The organism is Cupriavidus numazuensis (assembly GCF_905397435.1).
Taxonomy (GTDB): Bacteria; Pseudomonadota; Gammaproteobacteria; order Burkholderiales; family Burkholderiaceae; genus Cupriavidus; species Cupriavidus numazuensis.
Window position 1 is genome coordinate 11,694 of record NZ_CAJPVI010000026.1, and the last position, 20,893, is coordinate 32,586.

The following is a 20,893-nucleotide window of genomic DNA, read 5'->3' on the forward strand; positions in this document are numbered from 1 at the left end:
TGGGCCATGTATGGTGACATCAGGCGGCTGTCCGCCGCTACGGGCCTTGCTCTCTTAGTTTCTCGATTCCATGCCTCGCTTCCTTTCGCCTGACCGCAATTCCGCCTCCCGCCACCGCAGCCTGAAATCCGGTGCCGCACCCTTGCTGCCGATGCTTGCGGTGATGGCCGGCGTGGCCCTGACGCTGGCACCGTGGCCTGTCCATGCCCAGCCATCGCCACTCGGCGAACCCGGCGCGCAGGTGGGGCAGGTCGATCCGCCCACGCGCGTGGCGACACTGACCGATGCAGCGGGCAACCTCAGCTTTGCGCCGGCTGGCTCTGACGAATGGGCCGCGGCGGGCCTGAACCGGCCCATCACCACCGGCGACCGGCTGTGGGTGGATAACGGCGGCCGCGCCGAAGTCCATGCCGGCTCGGTGGCGATCCGCCTCGGCAGCGCGACTGCCGTCAGCGTGCTCAACCTGGACGACAACGCCACCCAGGTCAAGCTCACGCAAGGCACGCTGCAGTTGCGGGTCCGCGCCTTGCCGCCGGACCAGCCCGTGGAGATCGATACCCCCAACCTGGCATTCGTGCCGCGCGAGCCTGGCGACTACCGTATCGATGTGGCGCCCGACGGCAGCACGACAACGGTGACCATGCGCCACGGCCGGGCCGCCATCTACGGCGAAAGCCGTTCCCTGGAAATGGAACGCGGCCAGCGCATGCGCTTTGCCGGCACCGATCTGGCGGATGCCGGGCAGGGCGACCTGCCGCCCGGCGATGAATTCGACCGCTGGACCGCCTCCCGCGATGCGCGCGAAGATGCCTCGCCGTCGGCCCGCTACGTGCCGCGCGACATGCCCGGCTATGCCGCGCTTGACGGTTACGGCGACTGGCAGGACGACGCGGGCTATGGCGCGGTGTGGTATCCGCGTGTGGTGCAGACGGGCTGGGCGCCGTACAGCACCGGGCATTGGGCCTGGGTCGCGCCCTGGGGCTGGACCTGGATCGACGACGCGCCGTGGGGGTTCGCTCCCTTCCATTACGGGCGCTGGGCCTACATCGGCACCCGCTGGGGCTGGGTGCCGGGCCCGCGCGTGCCACGGCCGTGCTATGCGCCGGCGCTGGTCGGCTTCGTCGGCGGCGCAGGTCCCCACGGCGGCGTGCGTGTGGGCGGCGGCCCGGGCGTGGCCTGGTATCCGCTTGGCCCGCGCGACGCGTACCGGCCCGTGTACCGCGCCAGTCCCGGCTACGTCACGCGGATCAACCGGGTGACCGTCAACAACATCGCGGTCGACAACCGCTTCCGCCGTGAGCAGCACCCGAACCGCGACGTGCCGGGTGCGATCAGCGGCATGCCTGCGCGCAATTTCGTCGAAGGCCGGCCGGTGCCGCGAAACATGCACGGCAATGAATGGCGCAACCTGCCGCAGGGCGAGGCCCGCGGCGCGCCGCCGGTGGCGCCGGTCAAGGGAAGCCTGCTGGGCGCGGCTCCATCCCGCCCGCTTCCACCGCAGGCACGGCAGGGGTTCGAACGCCAGGCAATCGCGGCGCGCCCGCCGGGGCAGCCCGCGCATGACGACCTGGCGCGACGCTTTGCACGTGAAGGCGGGGCGGTCACCGGCGCTGGCCCGGTATGGCGCGGTGGTGACGCGCGGCCCCGCGGCATGGACGGCAACGGAGCCGCGAATGTGCGGATGAGCCAGGTGGCCCCGACCGCGCGGCCCGGCTTGCCGCCGCCGCGTCAGGACGACGATGCTATGCGCCGCCCGCCTGCGGGTGGCGAGCGCGGATCCACGCCGCCCGGCGGCGACGGCTGGCGCGGCAATGGCCGTGGCCAGACCACGCGGCCCGACCAGGCTCAGGGTTTCGCGCAGATGCCCGACGCTCAGCGCCAGGCGCAGGACATGCAGCGCCAGCAGCAACAGGCGATCCAGCGCCAGCAGATGGAGCAGCAGCGCCAGCGCCACGACGCGCAAGACCAGGCCCAGGCAATTCAGCACGAGCAGCAACAAGGGATCCAGCGGCAGCAGATGGAGTCGCTGCGCCAGATGCAGGAGCAGCAGCGTCAGCAGTCCGAGCAGCGCAACATGCAGTCGCAACGTCAGCAGGCCGATCAGCAACGTCAGCAGGCCGACCACCAGCGACAGATGGCTGACCAGCAGCGGCAGCAGGAGGCGGTCCAGCGGCAGCAGATCGAACAGCAGCGTCAGCAGGTCGAGCGACAGCATCAGATGCAGGACCAGCAGCGCCAGCAGATGGACCAGCAGCGGCAGCAGGAAGCGGCCCAGCGCCAGCAGATGGATCAGCAGCGCCAGCAGGCGGAGCGGCAGCGCCAGATGCAGGATCAGCAGCGCCAGCAGATGGACCAGCAGCGGCAGCAGGCGGAGCGGCAGCGACAGATGCAGGACCAGCAACGCCAACAGATGGAACAGCAGCGCCAGCAACAGGCGATGCAGCGCCAGCAGATGGAGCAGCAGCGCCAGATGCAGGAGCAACAGCGGCACGCGCAGGATCAGCAACGCGCCGCCCAGGAGCAGCAGCGCGCCATGCAGGAACAGCAGCGAGCGATGCAGGAGCAGCAGCGCCGCCAGCAGGACCAGCAGCGCCAGATGCAGGATCGCCAGCGGCAACAGCAGCAACAACAGCAACAGCAGATGGATCAGCAGCGCCAGCAGCAGCGCGCGCACCATGACCGCGGGCAGACGGAGGCGCGCAACGACGGAGATCGCCGTCAGTAGCCGCTCGCCGCCGGCAGCGCTGGCAAGGGCGCAAAAACAACGCGGGCCATCAGGACATTGCCTGATGGCCCGCGTTTCATGGGGCGCCGCGTGATCTGGTTACTTTGCCAGTTCCGACAGGCGTACCGGCGCGATCTTGCCGTTCTGCACCCAGCCCACCACGGTATCGGCGACCGACCCGCCCTTGGCATCGATGCCTTCCACCTCGTTCGGATTGACGTCCTTCGGCAGCGCCTTCATGGCGTCGGGCATCTTCGCGCGGATGGCGACGGCATCGCTGGTAGTGCCAGCCAGCTTCATCGCACCGGCCAGCGCGTACACCATGGTGTAGTTGAGCGACATCTCGGTGGTCGCGTCGCGGCCATCGTGCAGCTTCTTGTACTTGGCATTGAAGTTCTGCGCGGCGGGACGGCCGTCGTTGACCAGCGGCAGCACGCCGATCGAGCCCTCCAGCATGCTCAGGCCGTTGGTGACCTTGGCCATCTCGTCCATCTTGGCCTGATCCATGATGATGAAGCCGCCCTTGAAGCCGAGTTCGCGGGCCTGCTTGACCACCAGCGCGGTCGGCTCCGACGGACCGCCGACGAACATCACATCGGGCTTGTCGGTGATGGCGCGCGAGACGCCGCTGTAGAAGTCGGTGGCCTTGGTGTAGGACATCGGGTTGTTGCCGACGACCTTGCCGCCCGCGCCCTCCCAGGCCGGCACGAACGCCTGCACCCACGCCTTGGCGTAGTCGTGGTCGGCCGGCGCCAGCGCCACGTTCTTGCCATAGCGCTTCATCTGCGCCTTGACGAACGGCTCGATATAGCCGGTGTAGGCAGGCGGGATGCGGATGGTCAGCTTGTTGCCGGCATCGGTGATGCGCGGCACGCTCGAATAGGCCATGACCAGGAATTTCTCCTGCTCGTTGAAGGCCTGCAGCGCGAAGATGCCGCCCGAATGCGGCACGAACACGGCCGGCGACTTGTGCTGCTGCACCAGGCGGCGCGCATTGATCGCGGCCTCGGCCGGCGAGTACTTGTCATCGAGCGCCACGACTTCCAGCTTGACCTTCTTGCCCTTGACGTCGAGACCAGCGGCATTGATCTCGTCGACGGCCATCTGCACGCCGGACAGCACGTTCTTGCCGTACAGCGCTGCGCCGCCCGAAAGCGGGCCGGTATAGCCGATCTTGACGACTTCCTGGGCGAGCACGGCGCCCGAGGCCAGCATGGCGGCGACGGCGGTGGCGGCCAGCGGGAAGATGCGGTGCATGATCTTGCCTTGCATTGTGGTGTCTCCTGTAAGTACTGCGCTTATGAGTTCCGGATGTCTTCAACGACCCCTCTGTTTTCTCCCCTCTCCCGCTTGCGGGAGAGGGAGCACACAATTGGCGGCGAAAGCCGTTGAGCCTTAGCCCCCGATATACGCCTTGCGGATCCCTTCGTCCTTCAACAGCGAATCGCGATCGCCCTCCATCACGATGCGTCCGCCTTCGATCACATAGGCGCGATGCGCGATGCCCAATGCCGCGTAAGCGTTCTGCTCGGCCAGCAGCACTGTCGTGCCCGCGCGGTTGATGCGCTGGATGATCTCGAACATCTGCTTGACCACCAGGGGTGCGAGGCCCAGCGACGGCTCGTCGAGCAACAGCGCACGCGGACGGCTCATCAGCGCGCGCCCGAGTGCCACCATCTGCTGCTGGCCGCCGGAAAGCGAGCCTGCGGCGTCATCCTTCTTCTGGCGCAGGATCGGGAACATCTCGTACACCTCTTCGAGTGTCTTGCGGATGCCTGCACTGTCGCGGCGATGCACGTAGGCGCCCAGCGTCAGGTTCTTCTCCACGCTCATGGCCGGGAACAGCTTGCGGCCCTCCGGGCAGTGCACGAGTCCCGCCTGCACGATCTGCGACGGCTTCATGCCCGACAGCTCGCGGCCATCGAAGCGCATGCTGCCGCCGCTGATACGGTGGATCGCGCTCATGGCGAGGAAGATCGAGCTCTTGCCGGCGCCGTTGGCACCGAGCAGCACCACCAGTTCGCCCGCGCCGGCATGCAGCGAGATGTTGTCGAGGGCACGGAAGCTGCCGTACGACAGCGAGACGTGTTCAAGCTGCAACATGGTCGGCTCCCAGGTAAGCCTCGATGACATGCGGATCCTGCTGGATCTGCGCGGGCGAGCCTTCGGCGATCTTTTCGCCGTAGTTCAGCACCATGATCTTGTCGGCCAGGCGCATGATCATGTCCATCTTGTGTTCGATCAGGCAGACGGTCTTGCCGTGGCGGACCATCTTGCGGATCAGCTCGGCCAGGCCCACGGTTTCTTCCGGGTTGACGCCGCCGGCGGGCTCGTCGAGCAGCAGCAGTTCGGGATCGGTGGCCAGCGCCAGCGCAAACGCCACGCGCTTGCGCGCCTCCTGCGTGATGTCGGCCGCGATTTCATGCGCCAGGTGAGTGAGGCCGACGAAGTCAAGCGCGGCTTCTGCCTTGTCGCGGCACAGGCGCTCTTCCTCGCGCAGGCGCCGCGTGTTGAACAGCACATCGCCAAGGCCCGAGCGCGTGCGCAGGCGGTGGCCGACGATCAGGTTGTCGAGCACCGTGGCGCGGTCGAACAGCGCAGTGGCCTGGAAGGTGCGGGCTACGCCGAGCCGTGCGATCTGGTCAGCGCGCAGGCCCGCTACGTCTTGCCCCTTGAACAGGATCTGCCCCGAGCTTGGCGCATGCGTGCCGGCGATCAGGTTGAAGAACGTGGTCTTGCCGGCGCCGTTGGGGCCGATGATCGCATTGATATGGCCTTGCTCGAACTTCACGGATACATCGTTGACCGCGGTCAGTCCGCCAAATTTCTTCGTCAGGTTGCGGATCTCAAGCATGGTCGGCTCCGGCGCGGGTGGGGACGGGGGCGGCAGCAGGGGCAGAGGGCTGGCGATTGTCGCGGCGCGCGGCAGCGGCCTTGCGCGCCTGCTTCTTCAGCCACGAGCCGACGATGCCGTCCGGGAAGAAGATGATCAGCAGGATCAGCACCGGACCGAACACCAGCATGCGGTAGTCCTGCAGGAACTGCAGCGTCTGCGTGACCCACGGCACCAGCACCGCGCCCAGCAGCGGCCCGAACAGCGTGCCGGTGCCGCCGACCAGCATCGCCATCACCATGTCGAAGGTCAGGTCGGTACGCGCGATATCGGGGCCGAGGAAGCGCACCTGGCCCGCGTAGAGCGCACCGGCAAAGCCGGCGTAGCCGACCGACAGCACGAACGACAGCACCTTGGTGCGCATCAGGTTGATGCCGAGCGCCTCGGCCAGCGCGTCGCTGTTGCGCACGGCCATGAAGCTGCGGCCCAGCAGTGAGGTGACGATACGGTGCATCAGGAACGTGCCGATCGCCAGGAAGGCCAGCACGAGGTAGTACTGCGCGGGCACGCTGTCGAACGTGACCGGACCGATTGCCGCGGGCACCGGAATGCCGATCAGGCCGACCGTGCCGTGCGTCAGGCTTTCCCACTTCTCGATCAGCAGATAGATGATGTAGCCGATGCACATCGTGAAGATCGAGAAGTAGTGACCCTTCAAACGCAGCGATACCAGTCCCACGAAATAACCGACCACCATGCAGACCACGCCCGACAGCGCGAACGCCAGCCAGAACGGCACCTGGTGGTCCACCGTCAGGATGCCCAGCGTGTAAGCGCCGATCGCCATGAAACCGCCGTGCGCGAGATTGAGCTGGCCCGTGTAGCCGGTGATGAGATTGAGCCCGAGCGTGGCGAGGGCGTAGATGAACGCCAGCGTCATCACGGTCAGGTAGTAGCTGTTGGGCGCGATCAGCGGGAACGCGATCGCCAGTGCCAGCAGCAGGGTCCAGCCGGTCTTTCCTTGCAGTGCTTTCATGCCGTACTCCTCAGGCCGCCTTGCCGGCGAACAGGCCTTGCGGCCGGATCGACAGGATCACCACCAGCAGTACGAACGCGATGATGTCCTTGTAGTCGGTGGAAACGTAGAAACCGCCAAAACTCTCGGCCATGCCGATGATCAGCCCGCCCGCAATCGCGCCGGGGATGCTGCCCATGCCGCCGAGGATGATGATCACGAAGGCCTTGGTGATGACCAGGTTGCCCATGCTCGGATAGACCAGGTTGATCGGCGCGTAGAGCGTGGCAGCGATGGCGGCCAGTGCGCCGGAAATGGCGAACACCAGCAGCGTCACGCGTGTCGCATCGATGCCCACCAGCGCGGCACCTTCGCGGTTCTGCGCCATGGCCATGATGGTGGCGCCCGTCATCGTGCGAGTGAGGAACAGGTGCAGCAGCACCATCAGCGCGAACGCGGCGACGATGATCAGCAAACGCTGCAGCGGCGCGGTCAGGCCGAACAGGTCGACCACCTGGCCGTACGGCGTGGGCATGCGATGGAAGTCCGCGCCCCATAGCGCCTGCGCACCGGCTTCGAGGAACAGCAGGATGCCGATGGCCGCGATCATGTCGTGCAACTCGGGCGCGTTGCGCAGCGGATGGAACACCAGCCGGTCTGCCAGCATCGACAGCATCGCGACGACGACTGCGGCGCCGACCATCGCGAGCCAGTAGTTCACGCCGAACGACGTCATCAGGAAGTACGAGACGTAGGCGCCGGCCATGTAGAACGCGCCGTGCGCGAAGTTCGGCACGTGCAGGATGCCGTAGACCAGCGTCAGGCCAAGGGCCACCAGGCTGTACACGCCGCCCAGCGTCAGGCCGTTCAGGATCTGTTGAAGGAACAATGCCACAGGCTCACCTCGTGCGGTTCACGAAACAGGGCACGCGCCGGCCGCAAGCGGGCGCGCGGATTCACGGCGGCAGCCTCATGGCCGCCGCGCATGCGGGTGGGGTTCAGTCGGGGGCGTGGGCCGCGGCAAACGATGCCGCGGTCGGAGCGGCGCTGTGCGCCGGTCGAGCGTTGCGCTCGTGGACAGGTGCGTACTGCTGATGATGCATGGTTTGTCTCCTATGCGATGCGGTCTGCGCAGTTGCGCCGCGGTGCCGGTCGTGGCCGGCGAACGCCGTTGCGTGGAAGTGTGATGATTCCCGCACGGTCGTTCGTTTTCATCGACTTTTGCATAGGGCCGAAGGGCCAGTCAAGGAAACCGGTCCAGTATTCCGCACAGCGAAATAGCTGGAGAGTCATTGCTCCGAGAAGGGCACGCGGCATAGAGGTAATCCCTGACGAGCAGGCATGACGGGGGATGGCGGGAAGCGGCAAGCGCTATCCATGGCACCTATGACCCCTATGTTTTCGCTAAATAGTCGGGTCGGCCGGCGGTGGGAACTGGTATCTAGTCAGTCAGGACAACGACCAGCCCGCATGAAGCGCTCGACCTCCATCCCGGCTCCGCCGCCTGACGCGGCCCATGTCATGCCTGCCATGCCGTGCGCTGCCGCCCATATTGCCCATAACGCCTACACCGGCGACGACCGCAACTTCGTCACCGCGCTGGCGCGCGGCATGGAGCTGCTGCGCGCGTTCGGCCCCCACGACGACTATCTCGGCAATGCGGAGCTGTCCCGACGCACCGGCATTCCGCGGCCCACGGTGTCGCGGCTGACCTATACGCTGGCCTCGCTCGGCTATCTCTCCTACATCGAATCGATGGAGAAGTACCGGCTTGGGCAGGGCGCGATGGTGCTCGGGCACCGCTACATTTCCGGCGCGGGCATCCGCGAGATTGCGCAGCCGCTGATGCAATCGCTCGCGTTCGCGACGGATTGCACGGTTGCGCTGGCCATGCCCGACCGCCATGCGATGGTCTACCTGGAATCGTGCCAGCCGCGCGGCGCGCTGGTGATCCGGCTCGCGCCAGGTGCACGGCTGCCGATGGCCACATCGGCCATGGGGCGCGCGTGGCTCGCGGGTCTGGACAGCGCACACCGCGAAGCCGCGCTGGCCGAGCTGGAGCGCCACTATGGCGCGCGCTGGGCGCCGGTGCGCGGCAAGATCGAGCGCTCGCTGCGCGACCACGCGCGGCGCGGCTTCTGCGTGGCGCATGCCGAGTGGGACCGCACTGTCAGCGGCGCGGCGGCGCCGCTTCGGCTCGAAGGCAGCGGCGAGGTGCTGGCGCTGAATATCGGCGGCGCCGCGACGCGGCTGTCGCCGGAAATCCTGGAAAGCAACCTTGGTCCGCGCATCCGCGACCTGGCGCAGACGCTGCAGGCGCGGCTATGGCAGGCCGGTGCCGGGCGGCAGGGATCGACACGTACGGCGGCGGCGACGTCCGGCGCCTGTGATGCAAACTGAGCAAGCAGAGACAAGGAGACAACGCATGCAAGTCAAAGACAAGACCGTCGTCGTGACGGGCGCCGCCACGGGCATCGGCCGCGCGCTGGCGCTCGCATTTGCCCAGGCCGGTGCGCGCGGCGTGGCCATCGCCGATCTCAACGCCGCAGGCGCCGCTGCAGTGGCGGCCGAGGTGCAGGCGGCTGCGCCGGACTGCAAGGTGTTTGCGCAGGGCGTGGACGTGAGCGATGAAGCGGCGGTGCAGTCCCTGGCCGACGAAGCGACGCGCCGCTTCGGCCAGATCGACGTGTTCTGTTCCAACGCCGGCATCATCCTGCGCAAGGGGCTCGACGCCAGCGCCGAGGAGTGGCAGCGCATCTGGGACATCAACGTCATGGCGCATATCCACGCGGCGAAGGCGGTGCTGCCGCAAATGCTGGAGCGCGGGGATGGCTACTTCGTCAATACCGTATCGGCGGCGGGCCTCCTGTCGCAGATCGGCTCGGCGCCGTATGCCGTAACCAAGCATGCCGCGATCGGCTTTGCGGAATGGCTGTCGATCACCTATGGCGACCGCGGCATCAAGGTCAGCTGCATCTGCCCGCAGGGCGTGCAGACCAATATGCTGCTCGGCGAGAACGGCGAGCGCAAGGGCTTTCTGCAGGAGGGCTCGGTCACGGCCGAGCACGTCGCAGCCGCCACGCTGGAAGGCATTGCCGACGAACGCTTCCTGATCCTGCCGCACCCGGAGGTATTGGAGTACTACCGCCGCAAGGGACAGGACTACGACCGCTGGCTGCACGGCATGCGGCGCCTGCACGAGAAGGTCATGCAGGAGTTCGGCGGTATTGCAGTGTAGTTCCGGAGTTCTTCGCCCAGAACAGCCGGTGCCCACGCAGGCACCGGACAGCCAGGAGACAACCGATGCGAGTCAGTTCCGTTGCAGCGGTGGCGCTTGCCGCCGCTGCCGTGTTCAGCGCGCCCGCCGTCCAGGCGCAGGCCTATCCGAACAAGCCGATCCGGATGGTGGTCGGGTTCCCCAGCGGCGGGGCGCCGGACACGCTGGCCCGCATCGTCTCCGAAAAAATCTCGCCCGCGTGGGGCCAGCCGGTGGTGGTCGACAACAAGCCCGGCGCAGGCGGCAATATCGGCGCCGAGGCCGTGGCCCACGCGCCGGCCGATGGCTACACGCTTGCCATGGGCACGGTGGGCACGCACTCGATCAACGGTGCGCTCTACAGCAAGATGCCGTACAACATGGTCAAGGACTTCACGCCCGTGATCCTGGTCGCGACGACACCGAATGTGCTGGTGGTCCATCCGAGTGTGCCGGCGAAGAACGTGGCGGAGTTGATCGCGCTGGCCAAGGCCAGGCCCGGTGGCCTCACGTTCGGCACGCCGGGCGTCGGCACGTCGCTGCACGTCGCCGGCGAGATGTTCAATTCCATGGCCGGCGTGAAGATTACCCATGTGCCATACAAGGGCCGGGCGATGGCGATCCCGGACCTGCTTGGCGGCCATATCACGATGATGTTCGACAACCTGCCGTCGGCGCTTCCCGTGGTGAAGGAGGGCAAGCTGCGCGCGCTGGGCGTCACCAGCGCGAAGCGTTCGCCGTCGGCGCCGGACATCCCCACGCTTGCCGAGCAGGGCCTGCCTGGTTTCGAGGCGGACTCGTGGTTTGCCATCTTTGCGCCGGCCAACACGCCCAAAGACGTGGTGGCAAAGCTCAATGCGGAATTCAACCGCATTTACTCGCTGCCGGATGTGCAGGCAAAACTCAAGACGCTGGGGCTGGATCCGGTTCTCGGCACGCCCGAGAAGCTGGCGGACTACCAGCGCTCGGAGATCGCCAAATGGGCGAGGGTCGTGAAGGAGTCGGGCGCGAAGGCTGAATAGCAGCAGCCGGGCGGTCGCGCTTACGCGTCACTACGCGTCACTACGCGTGACTACGCATCGGGTTCATCCCGTATGGCGGCAGTTCCCGCATGTCGCGGACTGCTGCCATCGCGCAGGCGGCTCAGGCTGATGACCGCGCCGAGCGTCGCCATGCCAACGGCCACGTAGAGCGCGAGGCGTCCGGCACCGGTCTGATCGAAGCTGAACAGCAGTGCCACCACGGCCGTGCCGGTGGTCTGGCCGAGCAGCCGCGTCGTGGCCTGCGCGCCGCTGGCACCGCCGCTGCGCTCAGGCGGCGTGGCGCCGATCATCGCGCGGTTGTTGGGCGACTGGAACAGGCCGAAGCCAAGCCCGCAGATCGCCATGCGCCAGGCGATGTCGAGGCTGGTGGCATCGTGTCCCAGTAATGCCAGGCCAAGCAGGCCGGCGGCAAGCAGCGCCAGCCCGGCGCCGGCCAGGATACTGGCCGGGTAACGGTCCGACAGCCGGCCCGACAGCGCCGCCATCAGGGCCACCGTCAGCGGCCAGGGCGTGATCAGCAGGCCGGTTTCATGCAGGGACCGGCCAAGCTGGTATTCGAAATAGAACGGCAGCGCCACGAAGGCCAGCATCTGCGTCATGAAGGAGCAGAACGACGTGCCGACCGCCAGCGTGAAGGCGCGGCTGGCAAACAGGTCCACGGGCACGAGCGGTGACGGGCGGCCGTGCTGGCGGCGCACCAGCACCCAGCCCAGCACGATGGCGCCGCCTACCGCGGCCGCGCCGGCGATACGCAGGCTCGCATGGCCAAGGCCGTCGACACCAAGGATGAACAGGCCAAACACCACGGCCGACAGCACCGCGCTCGGATAGTCGAACTCGCGCGGCTGAGGCTCGGTGTCAGGCAGCGCGCTGCGACTGAGCGCCAGCGCAAAGATGGCTACCGGCACATTGACGGCGAACAGCCATTGCCAGCTAGCCAGTGACAGGATCAGTGCCCCGAGGGAAGGGCCGATCGCCGTGGTCACGCCAACCACCAGCGCGTTCAGCCCGATGCCGCGGCCCAGGCGCGTCGGCGGATAGATAAAGCGCACCAGCGCCGTGTTCACGCTCATGATGCCGGCGCCGCCCAGGCCCTGCAGCACGCGCGCCGCCACCAGCATGGGCAAGTTGACGGCCAGCGCGCACAACAGCGATCCGACCAGGAAGGTGGCCAGCCCGGCCCGATACACACGCTTGTAGCCGAAGATGTCGCCCAGCGACGACAGTGGCAGCAGGCACACGGTGACTGTGAGCTGATAGGCGTTCACGACCCAGATCGTGCTCGACGGCTCGGACTGGAGCTGGCGCGCGATCGACGGCAACGCAATATTGGCGATGGAGCCGTCCAGCACGGCCATGATCAGGCCGCAGAAGACGGTAAGAATGGCCCAGCTGCGCTGCGGGTGGGGAAGCCCTTGATGTGACGACATGCGGGAGACAATGGCGGCAAGGCCGCACCCGTGGAACCGGGCGCGGCGCCGTCATTATCGGCGCGCGGGGCGTCGCGCGCAAATGCGCAGATTGTGGTAGGGGGCGACCGCGATCAGGCGGTCTCCGTTGGGGTGGCGGGCAGGCCTTCGCCGGCATAGCGCTGCGCGAGCACCCGCAGTGCATCGCCGGCCGCGGCAATGGCCGCACTCCAGCGGCCGGCGTCCAGGCACAACTGCTCGACTTCGCGGCAGTGGGCATACAGAGCGTTCTCGCGGACGATCCTGAAACCGCTCGCGGCGCGATGTACCCACGCTTGCAGGGCATCCACATCCTTCGCGCCGAGGACTTGCGCGAGCGCTGGCAGGTCGGTCTGCAGTTGCTCGCGCAGCAGCCGCGCGTAGCGTTCCTGGCTGGCGGACGCGATCGACGTCTCGCGCAGCGCCTGCAGGGCTTGGCCCAGTTCATGCAACGACGCCGGCTTCGTGACGTAGCCCCTGAAGCCGCGTTGTTGCCAATCCTCGGCGTGTTCCTGCTGGGCCAGCGCACTGAAGGCGAGCACGGGCAGGTCTGGGCGCCGTTCGCGCAGCGCATCGAGCAGGGCATGGCCGTTCATGACCGGCATGTGGATGTCGGTCAGCACTGCATCGACATGGGTCGATTCGGCGATGGCCAGCGCCTGCTTGCCGTTGTCGGTGATGATGGGCTGGCAGCCCAGTATCCGTAGTTGCTCGCTGACCAGCGTCTGGTTCAGCGGGTTGTCTTCGGCGACGAGAATGGTCAGGCCAGCTGTGTCGGGCAATGGCGCCGACACGACTGGTGCGCCGGTCATGTCGGCCGTGGAGGCGAGTGCGGGAAGATCCTGCAGGCATGCCGCGGCCGAGGCCACGCAGGCGAGCAGCGCCTCGTGGCTGAAGCTGGACACCTCGAGGACGCCGGGCGCCCGCCGCCGGGCCCGGTGGGGACCATCGGGCGTCATCCAGATCACGGGAGCCGAGCCCAGTCCATGCAGCGATTCCAATGCGCGAGGATCGAATTCTTCCGTGGCGACGATGGCCTGTGGGCGGTGGTTTTCAAGGTGCCCGCGCGCCGCGGCCAGCGAAGTGAGCACGTGGGGTTGCCAGCCCGCAGCCGCCAGCCACGCTTCAATGCAGTCCCCGGTCTTGCCGTCCTGGCTCAGCACCATCACGCTGCCGTGCCGGGCGGGAGCGATATCGGAGACAGGGGCGAACGCGGCATCGTCGGCGGTGGGCGCCAGGGGCACGATGATGGTGAAGGCGCTGCCGAGGTCCTGCACGCTTTGCACGCTGATGCCGCCACCCATCAGCTCGCACAGCCGCGCACAAATGGACAGGCCGAGTCCCGTGCCGCCGTAGCGACCCGTCGCGACGTCGTCGCCCTGCACGAAAGGCTGAAAGATGCGTTCGATCAGGGCCGCCGGCATGCCGATTCCCGTGTCGCCGACGCGGCAGGTCAGCATGTGCCGGCCATCGGTGTCGGGCTCGTAGCGGCCGCTGAGCGTGATGCGGCCGCTCGTGGTGAATTTGAATGCGTTGTTCAACAGGTTGTTGACGACCTGCATCAGCCGCATGCCGTCTCCACAAACTTCGCGGTCCAGTTCGGGCGCCAGTTGCAGCTGTAGCCGGATGCCGCGCGCAGTCGCAATGGGCGCGTAAGTCAGTGCCAGCCCTTCGAGCGCTTCGGCCATACGGAACGGCTTGGCGACCAGTTCCAGCTTGCCGGCATCGATCTTCGAGAAGTCGAGAATGTCGTTGACGATGCGCCGCAGACCTTCCGCGGCAGTGCCCAGCACGTGCAGGCGTTGCGCATGGCCTTCCAGGCCGGGGCTGCGCGCAAGCAACTCGAGGTTGCCGATCAGCGCGTTCAGGGGCGTGCGGATTTCATGGCTCATGGCCGCGAAGAAGCTCGAGCGTGCGCGCATCATGGCCTCGGTCGCCTGCTGTGCCGAGCGTAGCTGCTGCTCCAAGGCCTGCTGCGTCGTGATGTCCTGCACGGCGCAGAACAGCACCTTGTCGTCGTGGTAGCGGGCGGGCGCATACGTGACCTGCAGGTAGCGCTGTGCGGTAGCTTCGTCGCCCGGCGCGGGGACGATAAAGTGGTTGATCGGCGCCGGCTGGCACGCTTCCGCGCCGGACGGCTGGCGTTCGAAAGCCTCCGTCACCTGCGCGGGCAAGGCGTTGGCCTTGTCAAGCCGCAACAGTGCCTGCGCAAGCTGGTTCGATGTCAGTACGGAGTAGTCGCGTTGCCGGACGATGCACAGCCCGACCGGCGTGGCGCTGACAAGGATCTGGTTCAGGATCTCGTTCTCGAGCGCGCGCGCCGCTTCCGAATGGGTCCGGCGCAGCATCTGGCGGTCCCAGTAGCGCGCGCTCAGGACGATGGCGCCGATCAGCAGCAGCGCCACGCTGAGGATCACGGCGAGCTCCGGTGCGAGCGCGGGCACCAGCAGGCCATACGGCAGAAAGCAGACCAGCACGCCGAACCCCGGCTGCAGGGGCTGGATCATCAGCACGCCACGGCGCGTGTAGTGCGATACGTTGTGCGGCCGCCGGCGCGCCTGTGCCATGACGGCACTGACCACCGGGCCTTCAACGGGCAACGCGGGTGCCGCGACATCGATGGCCTCGTCGGCCGGATTGAGCAGCGCCAGCAGCGCGCCATCTCCGGGGCGATCCAGTTGCGCGAGAAAATCGCCGACTGGCACGCACGCCGCCAGCAGCACGGTGGGCGTATCGCCCGTGTAGGCCGCGCCGAGGCTCAGCATGACCATCGCACCGGTCAGCGGATCGCGCACGGGGCCGGCCCAGAGCTGCTCGTCGCCGGGCGGTACCGCATGGCCGCTGCGGTCCAGCAGCGCCTGCGTAATGGTGTCGCGAAGCGTATCGATCAGCGCGGGCTGGATCGGGACTGTCACCTGCGCCGCCGAAGGCTGCCGCGCGAGAATGGCGGCACTGTCGTTCTCGAGCGAAAGGACATAGACCCAGTGATCGAGGCCAAAGGCCTGCTGCGTGGCCAGCGTGCCGAGCGCTATCTGTTGCAGGCGCGCAAGCTGCGTGGGCATGGCCCGGCCCCAGGCGTGGCGCGTGGAGGCCGTTGCCAGCAGGTAATAATCATGTCCGGCGATCTTGTCCGAAATCCGTGCGACGCCGGTTGCGCGCACGGACTGGACCGTGGCGGCATCCGGGGACTGCGCTGAGCCAGACTCGTGGTAGCGGCGCACGCTCAGCACGCTGCGCCGCAGGAAGGCGGCCTCGCTTTCCAGGCGCTGCGAGATGGTGCCCACATAGCCGGTGACCTGGTTATGTTGCTGGCTAAGGTGCTTGTCGGCTTCCAGCGCCACCAGCACGATGCCGGCGAACACCACCAGGGCGATCAATACGGCGATGGTCGCCGAATAGAGATGCTGCTGGCGCCGGGCATTGTCCGCGAGCGTGTCGAAGGCGCTCGCCAGCGACACGCGGGTACTGTCGAGGAGCTGCTGCATGGGCGCTCAGATCAGACCGTTCTCGTACGCATACCGGATCAGGTCGGTGTTGGTGTTCACGCCCAGCTTGCGCATGGCCACGGTCTTCTGGCTCGAGATGGTGCTGACCGACCTGCCAAGCTTGGCGGCAATCTCATTGAGTTGCATGCCTTGCGCATACAGGCGCACCACTTCGAGTTCGCGCAGCGTGAGGTCGGTCGCGGGGGCATCGACCATCGCCGCGTCATCGAGGATCGCGCGGATCGATGGCGAGTAGTAGCAGCTTTCGCTGGTCATGACGTGAAAGCACGCCCGCAAGGTTTCGTCGAGTTCGTCTTCCTTGCTGACGAACGCGCGTGCGCCGAGCTTCACCGCGCGCCGGATGATGGCGGCGTTCGACTGCGCGCTGACTACGACGATGCGCGTGCCGCGATGGCGCCGCGCCAGGCGGTTCAGCAGGTTGAAGCCGTCGAGCGTGGCATCGCCGTGGCCCATGCAGAAGTCGGTGATCGCGATATCGGCTGGCTGCCGGTCCAGCGCCTGCACCAGTTCGGAGCCGCCAGTGCATTCGCAGGCAATGTGAAAACGCGCGGAGCGATGCAGGCAATCGCGCAGTGCGGTGACGACAAGCGGGTGGTCGTCCGCAACCGCAACGCGGATGAGCGGTCCGTTCATGACTGTTCCCCGTTTCTGGTGCGCACGCTGCGCGGCCGCGCTGTGGTGCGGGGAAGGGAGGAGGAATGGGGGATGGTGCTGCGTTGCGACCGGCACATGGAAGCCGGAAGTTGTCTACACGCAAGGGACATTTGACGAAGACCTCGGTAATTGTGGACGCCAACCGGCAAGGGCCGATTGATACGGACTATTGCATCACCACAATCCCCGAAATTTTGGCTATCTTATGCGCGCCGTTGAATCGTATTTCGGCTAGATTCCTGGGGAATTTGAGCGTTGTTCCGTACCTGCACGCACGAATGCTGATGCACCGCAAATCCCGAGTGGCGTGCCGGGCGCTGCCGCGGTATCGGGCTTGCCACTTGCCGCCGTACGCCTAGAATGAATTCGGCACGCGAAACATGCCGCTGGGCAAGTGTGCCGCCTGGAGGTGCGTCATGCCTGTCTACCAATACCGTTGCGACAAATGCGGGCACGTGTTCGAGCATACCGAGCATATGGCCGAGCACGCGACCGCACACCCCAGTTGTCCAAAGTGCGGTAGCCAGACAGTGCAACATGCACCCACGCCGTTCGTGGCGAAGACCGGGCGCAAGAGCTGAACCCTCGAAACTACAACTCACAGTGGGTCGATGCATGCCGCCGGCATGCACATTTTTTTTGCGTGGCGCAATCCCGCGCCGCGCACGCTCCCGCTGCGCGCATGCGGCGATCTCATGACCTGACGGAGGATGCCATGGCTACGAGACCGTTTTCCGAGTTTTCACCCGAGGAGCAGCAACAGTTCGCGCAGGTATGCGGGCAGGTGGGAATGGCCCCGGACGACTTCGATATCACCGACGAGGTGAATGGCAATGCGTTGCGCCGCATCAGCGTGCGGCGGCTCAGCACGGAGGCCAGCAGTGCCTACGAGGCCGGCGGCGCTGAATGGGTCGAAGAGTTCGAGAGCGATCTCGAGTGCGGCCTGTTCGGCCGCGTGACCGTATAGCGCAGTCGGCGGAGTCTCTCGATCAGGCGGCGGCGCCCGCCGCCTTCTGGTCGAGTTCGCGGTGGTATTTCGTGTGGCGGTACAGGCCATAGCAACTCGTCGCCGTGAAGCCGAGTTGCTGCACGAACAGGCCATAGGTGCCGGTCACCAGCGCAAACACGCTCCACAGCAGGTTCGAGCACAGATACGCGATCCATCCCCAGCGCGAGGCCCGGTTATGCAGGGCCACCAGCAGCGAGCCGCTCATCGCCAGCGCGCAACCCGACCATTCGAGTCCATTGAGCAGATTGGGAACAATTTGGGGCGCGAAGTCCATGCCGCGTGTCTCCTGATTTTGTGTTCATTTTTTGCATACAATCGGACGCGACTTTAGCCCGGAACGCATGCGTGTGCAAGTGTTTTCCGGATTTCGGGAAAAGGCGAAAGATGTGGCAGGCGGCAGGCGGCCGCCTCAGGAATGACTTTTCAGGAACAGCGGAGTACGCGATGGCCGGTCAGGGACGGCCGCGTTCGGCTGTGCGCGCCACGACGGACGCACCGGCGATCAGTTCCTTGAGCAGCGCCAGGGACGCCTGGCCGGACGTGCAGAACGGGTCCAGTTCGGCACGCGCCGAGAACTTCAGCAGCGTGGCGGTATTGATGCGCGCGACATTGACGTGGCCCATGGCCCAGCCCGCGAAATCGCGCTCGCAGATGTCTTCGTACTGCAGCAGCACCACGTCATGGTGACGCGGATCGCGCGTGATGGCCTGGAACAGCCGCGACACTTCCTGGCGGTCGCCCTCCAGCGCCTGCAGGAAGATGCCATTGCCATGGCACAGCACGCCGGTAATGCCGTGGCGCGGATTGCGTTCCAGGCTGGTGGTCAGGATGGCGTCGAGCGTCGCGGCGTCGATGGCCTGGCGGGCGCGGCTGGCATAGAGCAGGCGGACGAGCATGCTGGCAGCTCCGGGATGGCTATTTGCCGTTGCGATTGAGCAGGGCGAGGAATTCGCGGCGCAGGCTGCCGTCCTTCAGGAAGGACCCGCGCATCACGCTGTTGGTCATCTTGGCATCGGTGTCGCGCACGCCGCGCCAGTGCATGCAGAAGTGCTCGGCTTCCATGACAATGGCCAAGCCGTCCGGGTTCATCTTCTCCTGCAGCAGGTCCGCTACCTGGGCCACGGCTTCTTCCTGGATCTGCGGACGGCACATGATCCACTCGGCCAGCCGCGCGTACTTGGACAGGCCGATCAGGTTGGAATGCTGGTTCGGCATCACGCCCACCCACAGCTTGCCGATGATCGGGCACAGGTGGTGCGAACAGGCGCTGCGCACGCGGATTGGGCCGACGATCATCAGTTCGCTGAGCTGCTCCACGTTCGGAAACTCGGTTACGGCCGGCGGCTTGGCGTAGCGCCCCGCGAAGATTTCCTTCAGGTACATCTTGGCCACGCGGCGTGCGGTCTCGCGCGTGTTGTGGTCCTGGTCCACGTCGATCACGAGCGCGCGCAGGACCTCTTCCAGTCGTGCCTCCACTTCTTCCTGCAGCGCGTCGAGTTCGCCGGGCTCGATGTAGCGGGCGATATTGTCGTTCGCATGAAAGCGCTCCCGCGCCGCCAGCAGGCGCGAGCGGATGCGGTCCGATACGCTGGACTCGTCCGGGTCGGTATTGCTGGTCTTGTGCTTCACGCCGTGGTGTGCAGCGTCCTTGTCTGTCATGGAGAGCCGCTTTCAGGTAGGAGAGGAATGGTGCACCGTGCTTCACTATATGGCAGATGTCAGGCCCTCACAACCTGCGGCACTCCCCGGGAGCGCCGCACACTGCACTCGGTGAGCAGGCTCCGTGAATTGTTGATGACAAGCCTCAAGCCCGTCACGCAGCGGGCCGACAAGCGAACATAATGCCTTGACCGCAATGTCCGCCCGGCAGTGCGGCGCTTCCCCCATCGACGGGGCATCTTCCAGGGACCAGCCAGTGATCTTGCCGATTGCGTTTCCGTGCAGCAGCCTGATGTTGCTTCATGTCGCCACGGTGCCGCTGCCACAGCCGACGATAGAAGCCGGCGTAGTCGAACACCATAGCCGGGCCGTGCGTCATGGCGCGCCACCGCTGCGCTGGCAAGGCGTGCTGTCGCAGCGCGCCGCGCAGTCCGGCGGCCGCGACTGACGCTATGCGCCGGAAAGGCCCGCGACTGTCAGCGCGCGAGCGCGAGCACGGCCAGTGTCGGCACCATGGCTGCCGGCATGACAATAACGCCGAGCCGCAGGAACTGGCCGGCGGTGACCATATGACCATCGCGGCGTAGCGCGGTCAGCCACAGCAGCGTGGCCAGCGAACCGGTTGCCGAAAGGTTGGGGCCCAGGTCGATGCCCACCAGCACAGCACCTGTCACGGCATTGGACGCGTGACCCGCAGCCAGCGCAGAGGAGGCGATCAGCCCGGCCGGGAGATTGTTGGCAACGTTGCCAATTAGCGCCACGGCCGCCCCGATGCCCCAAAGCCCCGCTAGGCTGTCCTGGCGGGACGCCGCCTGGATGATGTCGGCAAGCCAGTGGATGACGCCGGTATGCTCGAGCGCCGCTACCAGCACGAACAGCCCCGCCACCATTGGCAGCACGCCCCACGAAATCTCGCTCAGGGCCGGCGCGAGCAAGTCGCGCTTGGTCGCGCACACGATCAGCAGCGTCGCCGCGCCCGCCGCGCATGTCGGCCAGCCCAGGTCGCTGCCGCGCAGCGATGCCGTCAGCAAGGCCAGCCCGGTCAGCACGATGCCAAGCGCCGTCAGCCACGCCTGCAGGCTCAGCGGCGGCACCGGCACGTCGCTGGCGATGCGCTCGGCCAGTGCCTCGCGCTGCGTCCAGTACAGCGCCGCCAGCGTGGCCGCCACGGCGACCAGCGACGGCAGCGCAAAGTGCGCCAGCCAGCCGGCCAGCGGCGGCATGCGTGTGCCGAAGATCACGAGGTTGGCCGGGTTCGAAATCGGCAGCACAAAGCTGGCCGCGTTGGCGATGAAGGCGCAGGCAAACAGGTGCGGCAGCGGGTTCTTCACCTTCGCGGCGCGCGTGGCAGCCAGCACCGCGGGCGTCAGCACCACAGCGGTCGCGTCGTTGGACATGAACGCCGTGACCAGCGTGCCAAAGCCATAGACCAGCAGGAACAGCGTGCGTGAGGAACCGCCTGCGCGCCGCACGGCCAGTGCCGCCACGTGGTCGAACAACCCGGTCTTGCGGGCCAGTTCGGAGATCACCATCATGCCGGCCAGGAACAGGTAGACATCGAGGCCGCGCATGACGGCGGCGAGCGCGTCCGGCACCGCCAGCAGTCCGCCCAGGCACAGGAGCACCGCGCCCGCCACGGCCCAGAAGGCCTCGGAAAGGCGAAACGGCCGCAGCAGCACGCCAGCGGTGGTGAGGGCGGCAATGGCCCAGATCAATACGGCGCTGGCGCTCGACATTGTGGTTCT

At 66.7% G+C, this 20,893-nt stretch carries 19 protein-coding genes; 7 read left to right on the forward strand and 12 right to left on the reverse strand.

Going from position 1 to position 20,893, the window contains the following annotated elements:
• Nucleotides 1-70 precede the first annotated feature (70 nt).
• Nucleotides 71-2,725 (forward strand): DUF6600 domain-containing protein, encoded by a 2,655-nt coding sequence (locus KHO41_RS20450; RefSeq protein WP_244873924.1) that lies wholly within the window; start codon nucleotides 71-73, stop codon nucleotides 2,723-2,725.
• 99 nt (nucleotides 2,726-2,824) lie between these two features.
• On the opposite strand, the gene KHO41_RS20455 is transcribed toward KHO41_RS20450, so the two are convergent.
• The 5 genes from KHO41_RS20455 to KHO41_RS20475 all read right to left on the reverse strand — a co-directional run bounded on the left by KHO41_RS20455 (nucleotide 2,825) and on the right by KHO41_RS20475 (nucleotide 7,468).
• A complete protein-coding gene (locus KHO41_RS20455; RefSeq protein WP_211955119.1) occupies nucleotides 2,825-3,997 on the reverse strand; it encodes an ABC transporter substrate-binding protein in 1,173 nt (390 codons plus the stop codon).
• 123 nt (nucleotides 3,998-4,120) lie between these two features.
• Nucleotides 4,121-4,828 carry an ABC transporter ATP-binding protein gene (locus tag KHO41_RS20460; RefSeq protein ID WP_211955120.1) on the reverse strand — a complete coding sequence of 236 codons (708 nt, stop codon included), beginning with the start codon at nucleotides 4,826-4,828 and terminating at the stop codon, nucleotides 4,121-4,123.
• Nucleotides 4,815-5,579 (reverse strand): ABC transporter ATP-binding protein, encoded by a 765-nt coding sequence (locus KHO41_RS20465; protein ID WP_211955121.1) that lies wholly within the window; start codon nucleotides 5,577-5,579, stop codon nucleotides 4,815-4,817. Before KHO41_RS20465 ends, KHO41_RS20460 begins: the two co-directional genes overlap by 14 nt.
• The gene (locus KHO41_RS20470; RefSeq protein WP_211955122.1) at nucleotides 5,572-6,594 is read right to left on the reverse strand and encodes a branched-chain amino acid ABC transporter permease; all 1,023 of its coding nucleotides are present in this window, start codon (nucleotides 6,592-6,594) and stop codon (nucleotides 5,572-5,574) included. Before KHO41_RS20470 ends, KHO41_RS20465 begins: the two co-directional genes overlap by 8 nt.
• A gap of 10 nt (nucleotides 6,595-6,604) precedes the next feature.
• The gene (locus KHO41_RS20475) at nucleotides 6,605-7,468 is read right to left on the reverse strand and encodes a branched-chain amino acid ABC transporter permease (RefSeq protein WP_011299785.1); all 864 of its coding nucleotides are present in this window, start codon (nucleotides 7,466-7,468) and stop codon (nucleotides 6,605-6,607) included.
• A 575-nt stretch (nucleotides 7,469-8,043) separates the two neighbouring features.
• Between KHO41_RS20475 and KHO41_RS20480 the strand changes: the two genes are divergently transcribed.
• The 3 genes from KHO41_RS20480 to KHO41_RS20490 all read left to right on the forward strand — a co-directional run bounded on the left by KHO41_RS20480 (nucleotide 8,044) and on the right by KHO41_RS20490 (nucleotide 10,851).
• Nucleotides 8,044-8,973, forward strand: coding sequence for an IclR family transcriptional regulator (locus tag KHO41_RS20480; RefSeq protein ID WP_211955123.1), 930 nt, complete (start codon nucleotides 8,044-8,046; stop codon nucleotides 8,971-8,973).
• A 25-nt stretch (nucleotides 8,974-8,998) separates the two neighbouring features.
• Nucleotides 8,999-9,811 carry an SDR family oxidoreductase gene (locus KHO41_RS20485; RefSeq protein WP_211955124.1) on the forward strand — a complete coding sequence of 271 codons (813 nt, stop codon included), beginning with the start codon at nucleotides 8,999-9,001 and terminating at the stop codon, nucleotides 9,809-9,811.
• A 65-nt stretch (nucleotides 9,812-9,876) separates the two neighbouring features.
• On the forward strand, nucleotides 9,877-10,851 hold the full coding sequence (locus tag KHO41_RS20490) for a Bug family tripartite tricarboxylate transporter substrate binding protein (protein WP_211955125.1): 975 nt from the start codon (nucleotides 9,877-9,879) through the stop codon (nucleotides 10,849-10,851).
• Between the two features lie 50 nt (nucleotides 10,852-10,901).
• Here the strand turns inward: KHO41_RS20490 and KHO41_RS20495 are convergent, their stop codons facing one another.
• The 3 genes from KHO41_RS20495 to KHO41_RS20505 form a co-directional block, all read right to left on the reverse strand.
• A complete protein-coding gene (locus KHO41_RS20495; protein WP_211955126.1) occupies nucleotides 10,902-12,302 on the reverse strand; it encodes an MFS transporter in 1,401 nt (466 codons plus the stop codon).
• Nucleotides 12,303-12,415: 113 nt separating this feature from the next.
• Nucleotides 12,416-15,805, reverse strand: coding sequence for an ATP-binding protein (locus tag KHO41_RS20500; protein ID WP_211955127.1), 3,390 nt, complete (start codon nucleotides 15,803-15,805; stop codon nucleotides 12,416-12,418).
• 6 nt (nucleotides 15,806-15,811) lie between these two features.
• On the reverse strand, nucleotides 15,812-16,459 hold the full coding sequence (locus KHO41_RS20505) for a response regulator transcription factor (protein ID WP_211955128.1): 648 nt from the start codon (nucleotides 16,457-16,459) through the stop codon (nucleotides 15,812-15,814).
• A 437-nt stretch (nucleotides 16,460-16,896) separates the two neighbouring features.
• Between KHO41_RS20505 and KHO41_RS20510 the strand changes: the two genes are divergently transcribed.
• The gene (locus KHO41_RS20510) at nucleotides 16,897-17,061 is read left to right on the forward strand and encodes an FmdB family zinc ribbon protein (RefSeq protein ID WP_211955129.1); all 165 of its coding nucleotides are present in this window, start codon (nucleotides 16,897-16,899) and stop codon (nucleotides 17,059-17,061) included.
• Nucleotides 17,062-17,195: 134 nt separating this feature from the next.
• On the forward strand, nucleotides 17,196-17,447 hold the full coding sequence (locus KHO41_RS20515) for a hypothetical protein (protein ID WP_211955130.1): 252 nt from the start codon (nucleotides 17,196-17,198) through the stop codon (nucleotides 17,445-17,447).
• Nucleotides 17,448-17,469: 22 nt separating this feature from the next.
• Here the strand turns inward: KHO41_RS20515 and KHO41_RS20520 are convergent, their stop codons facing one another.
• The 3 genes from KHO41_RS20520 to folE all read right to left on the reverse strand — a co-directional run bounded on the left by KHO41_RS20520 (nucleotide 17,470) and on the right by folE (nucleotide 19,148).
• Nucleotides 17,470-17,763, reverse strand: coding sequence for a nicotinamide mononucleotide transporter (locus tag KHO41_RS20520; RefSeq protein ID WP_211955131.1), 294 nt, complete (start codon nucleotides 17,761-17,763; stop codon nucleotides 17,470-17,472).
• A gap of 178 nt (nucleotides 17,764-17,941) precedes the next feature.
• Nucleotides 17,942-18,385 (reverse strand): BLUF domain-containing protein, encoded by a 444-nt coding sequence (locus tag KHO41_RS20525; protein ID WP_211955132.1) that lies wholly within the window; start codon nucleotides 18,383-18,385, stop codon nucleotides 17,942-17,944.
• Between the two features lie 19 nt (nucleotides 18,386-18,404).
• On the reverse strand, nucleotides 18,405-19,148 hold the full coding sequence (gene folE, locus KHO41_RS20530; RefSeq protein WP_211955133.1) for a GTP cyclohydrolase I: 744 nt from the start codon (nucleotides 19,146-19,148) through the stop codon (nucleotides 18,405-18,407).
• A 292-nt stretch (nucleotides 19,149-19,440) separates the two neighbouring features.
• On the opposite strand from folE, the gene KHO41_RS20535 reads away from it, so the two are divergent.
• A complete protein-coding gene (locus tag KHO41_RS20535; protein ID WP_244873925.1) occupies nucleotides 19,441-19,596 on the forward strand; it encodes a hypothetical protein in 156 nt (51 codons plus the stop codon).
• A 28-nt stretch (nucleotides 19,597-19,624) separates the two neighbouring features.
• Here the strand turns inward: KHO41_RS20535 and KHO41_RS20540 are convergent, their stop codons facing one another.
• Entirely contained in the window at nucleotides 19,625-20,884 is a 1,260-nt protein-coding gene (locus tag KHO41_RS20540) for an arsenic transporter (RefSeq protein WP_211955134.1), read from the reverse strand.
• Between the last annotated feature and the right edge of the window lie 9 nt (nucleotides 20,885-20,893).

Bases quoted from the DNA above. Each gene is read 5' to 3' on its own strand.
- KHO41_RS20450 (WP_244873924.1), top strand. From the start codon at position 71: ATGCCTCGCTTCCTTTCGCCTGACCGCAATTCCGCCTCCCGCCACCGC.
- KHO41_RS20455 (WP_211955119.1), bottom strand. From the start codon at position 3,997: ATGCAAGGCAAGATCATGCACCGCATCTTCCCGCTGGCCGCCACCGCC.
- KHO41_RS20460 (WP_211955120.1), bottom strand. From the start codon at position 4,828: ATGTTGCAGCTTGAACACGTCTCGCTGTCGTACGGCAGCTTCCGTGCC.
- KHO41_RS20465 (WP_211955121.1), bottom strand. From the start codon at position 5,579: ATGCTTGAGATCCGCAACCTGACGAAGAAATTTGGCGGACTGACCGCG.
- KHO41_RS20470 (WP_211955122.1), bottom strand. From the start codon at position 6,594: ATGAAAGCACTGCAAGGAAAGACCGGCTGGACCCTGCTGCTGGCACTG.
- KHO41_RS20480 (WP_211955123.1), top strand. From the start codon at position 8,044: ATGAAGCGCTCGACCTCCATCCCGGCTCCGCCGCCTGACGCGGCCCAT.
- KHO41_RS20485 (WP_211955124.1), top strand. From the start codon at position 8,999: ATGCAAGTCAAAGACAAGACCGTCGTCGTGACGGGCGCCGCCACGGGC.
- KHO41_RS20490 (WP_211955125.1), top strand. From the start codon at position 9,877: ATGCGAGTCAGTTCCGTTGCAGCGGTGGCGCTTGCCGCCGCTGCCGTG.
- KHO41_RS20495 (WP_211955126.1), bottom strand. From the start codon at position 12,302: ATGTCGTCACATCAAGGGCTTCCCCACCCGCAGCGCAGCTGGGCCATT.
- KHO41_RS20500 (WP_211955127.1), bottom strand. From the start codon at position 15,805: ATGCAGCAGCTCCTCGACAGTACCCGCGTGTCGCTGGCGAGCGCCTTC.
- KHO41_RS20505 (WP_211955128.1), bottom strand. From the start codon at position 16,459: ATGAACGGACCGCTCATCCGCGTTGCGGTTGCGGACGACCACCCGCTT.
- KHO41_RS20510 (WP_211955129.1), top strand. From the start codon at position 16,897: ATGCCTGTCTACCAATACCGTTGCGACAAATGCGGGCACGTGTTCGAG.
- KHO41_RS20515 (WP_211955130.1), top strand. From the start codon at position 17,196: ATGGCTACGAGACCGTTTTCCGAGTTTTCACCCGAGGAGCAGCAACAG.
- KHO41_RS20520 (WP_211955131.1), bottom strand. From the start codon at position 17,763: ATGGACTTCGCGCCCCAAATTGTTCCCAATCTGCTCAATGGACTCGAA.
- KHO41_RS20525 (WP_211955132.1), bottom strand. From the start codon at position 18,385: ATGCTCGTCCGCCTGCTCTATGCCAGCCGCGCCCGCCAGGCCATCGAC.
- folE (WP_211955133.1), bottom strand. From the start codon at position 19,148: ATGACAGACAAGGACGCTGCACACCACGGCGTGAAGCACAAGACCAGC.
- KHO41_RS20535 (WP_244873925.1), top strand. From the start codon at position 19,441: ATGTTGCTTCATGTCGCCACGGTGCCGCTGCCACAGCCGACGATAGAA.
- KHO41_RS20540 (WP_211955134.1), bottom strand. From the start codon at position 20,884: ATGTCGAGCGCCAGCGCCGTATTGATCTGGGCCATTGCCGCCCTCACC.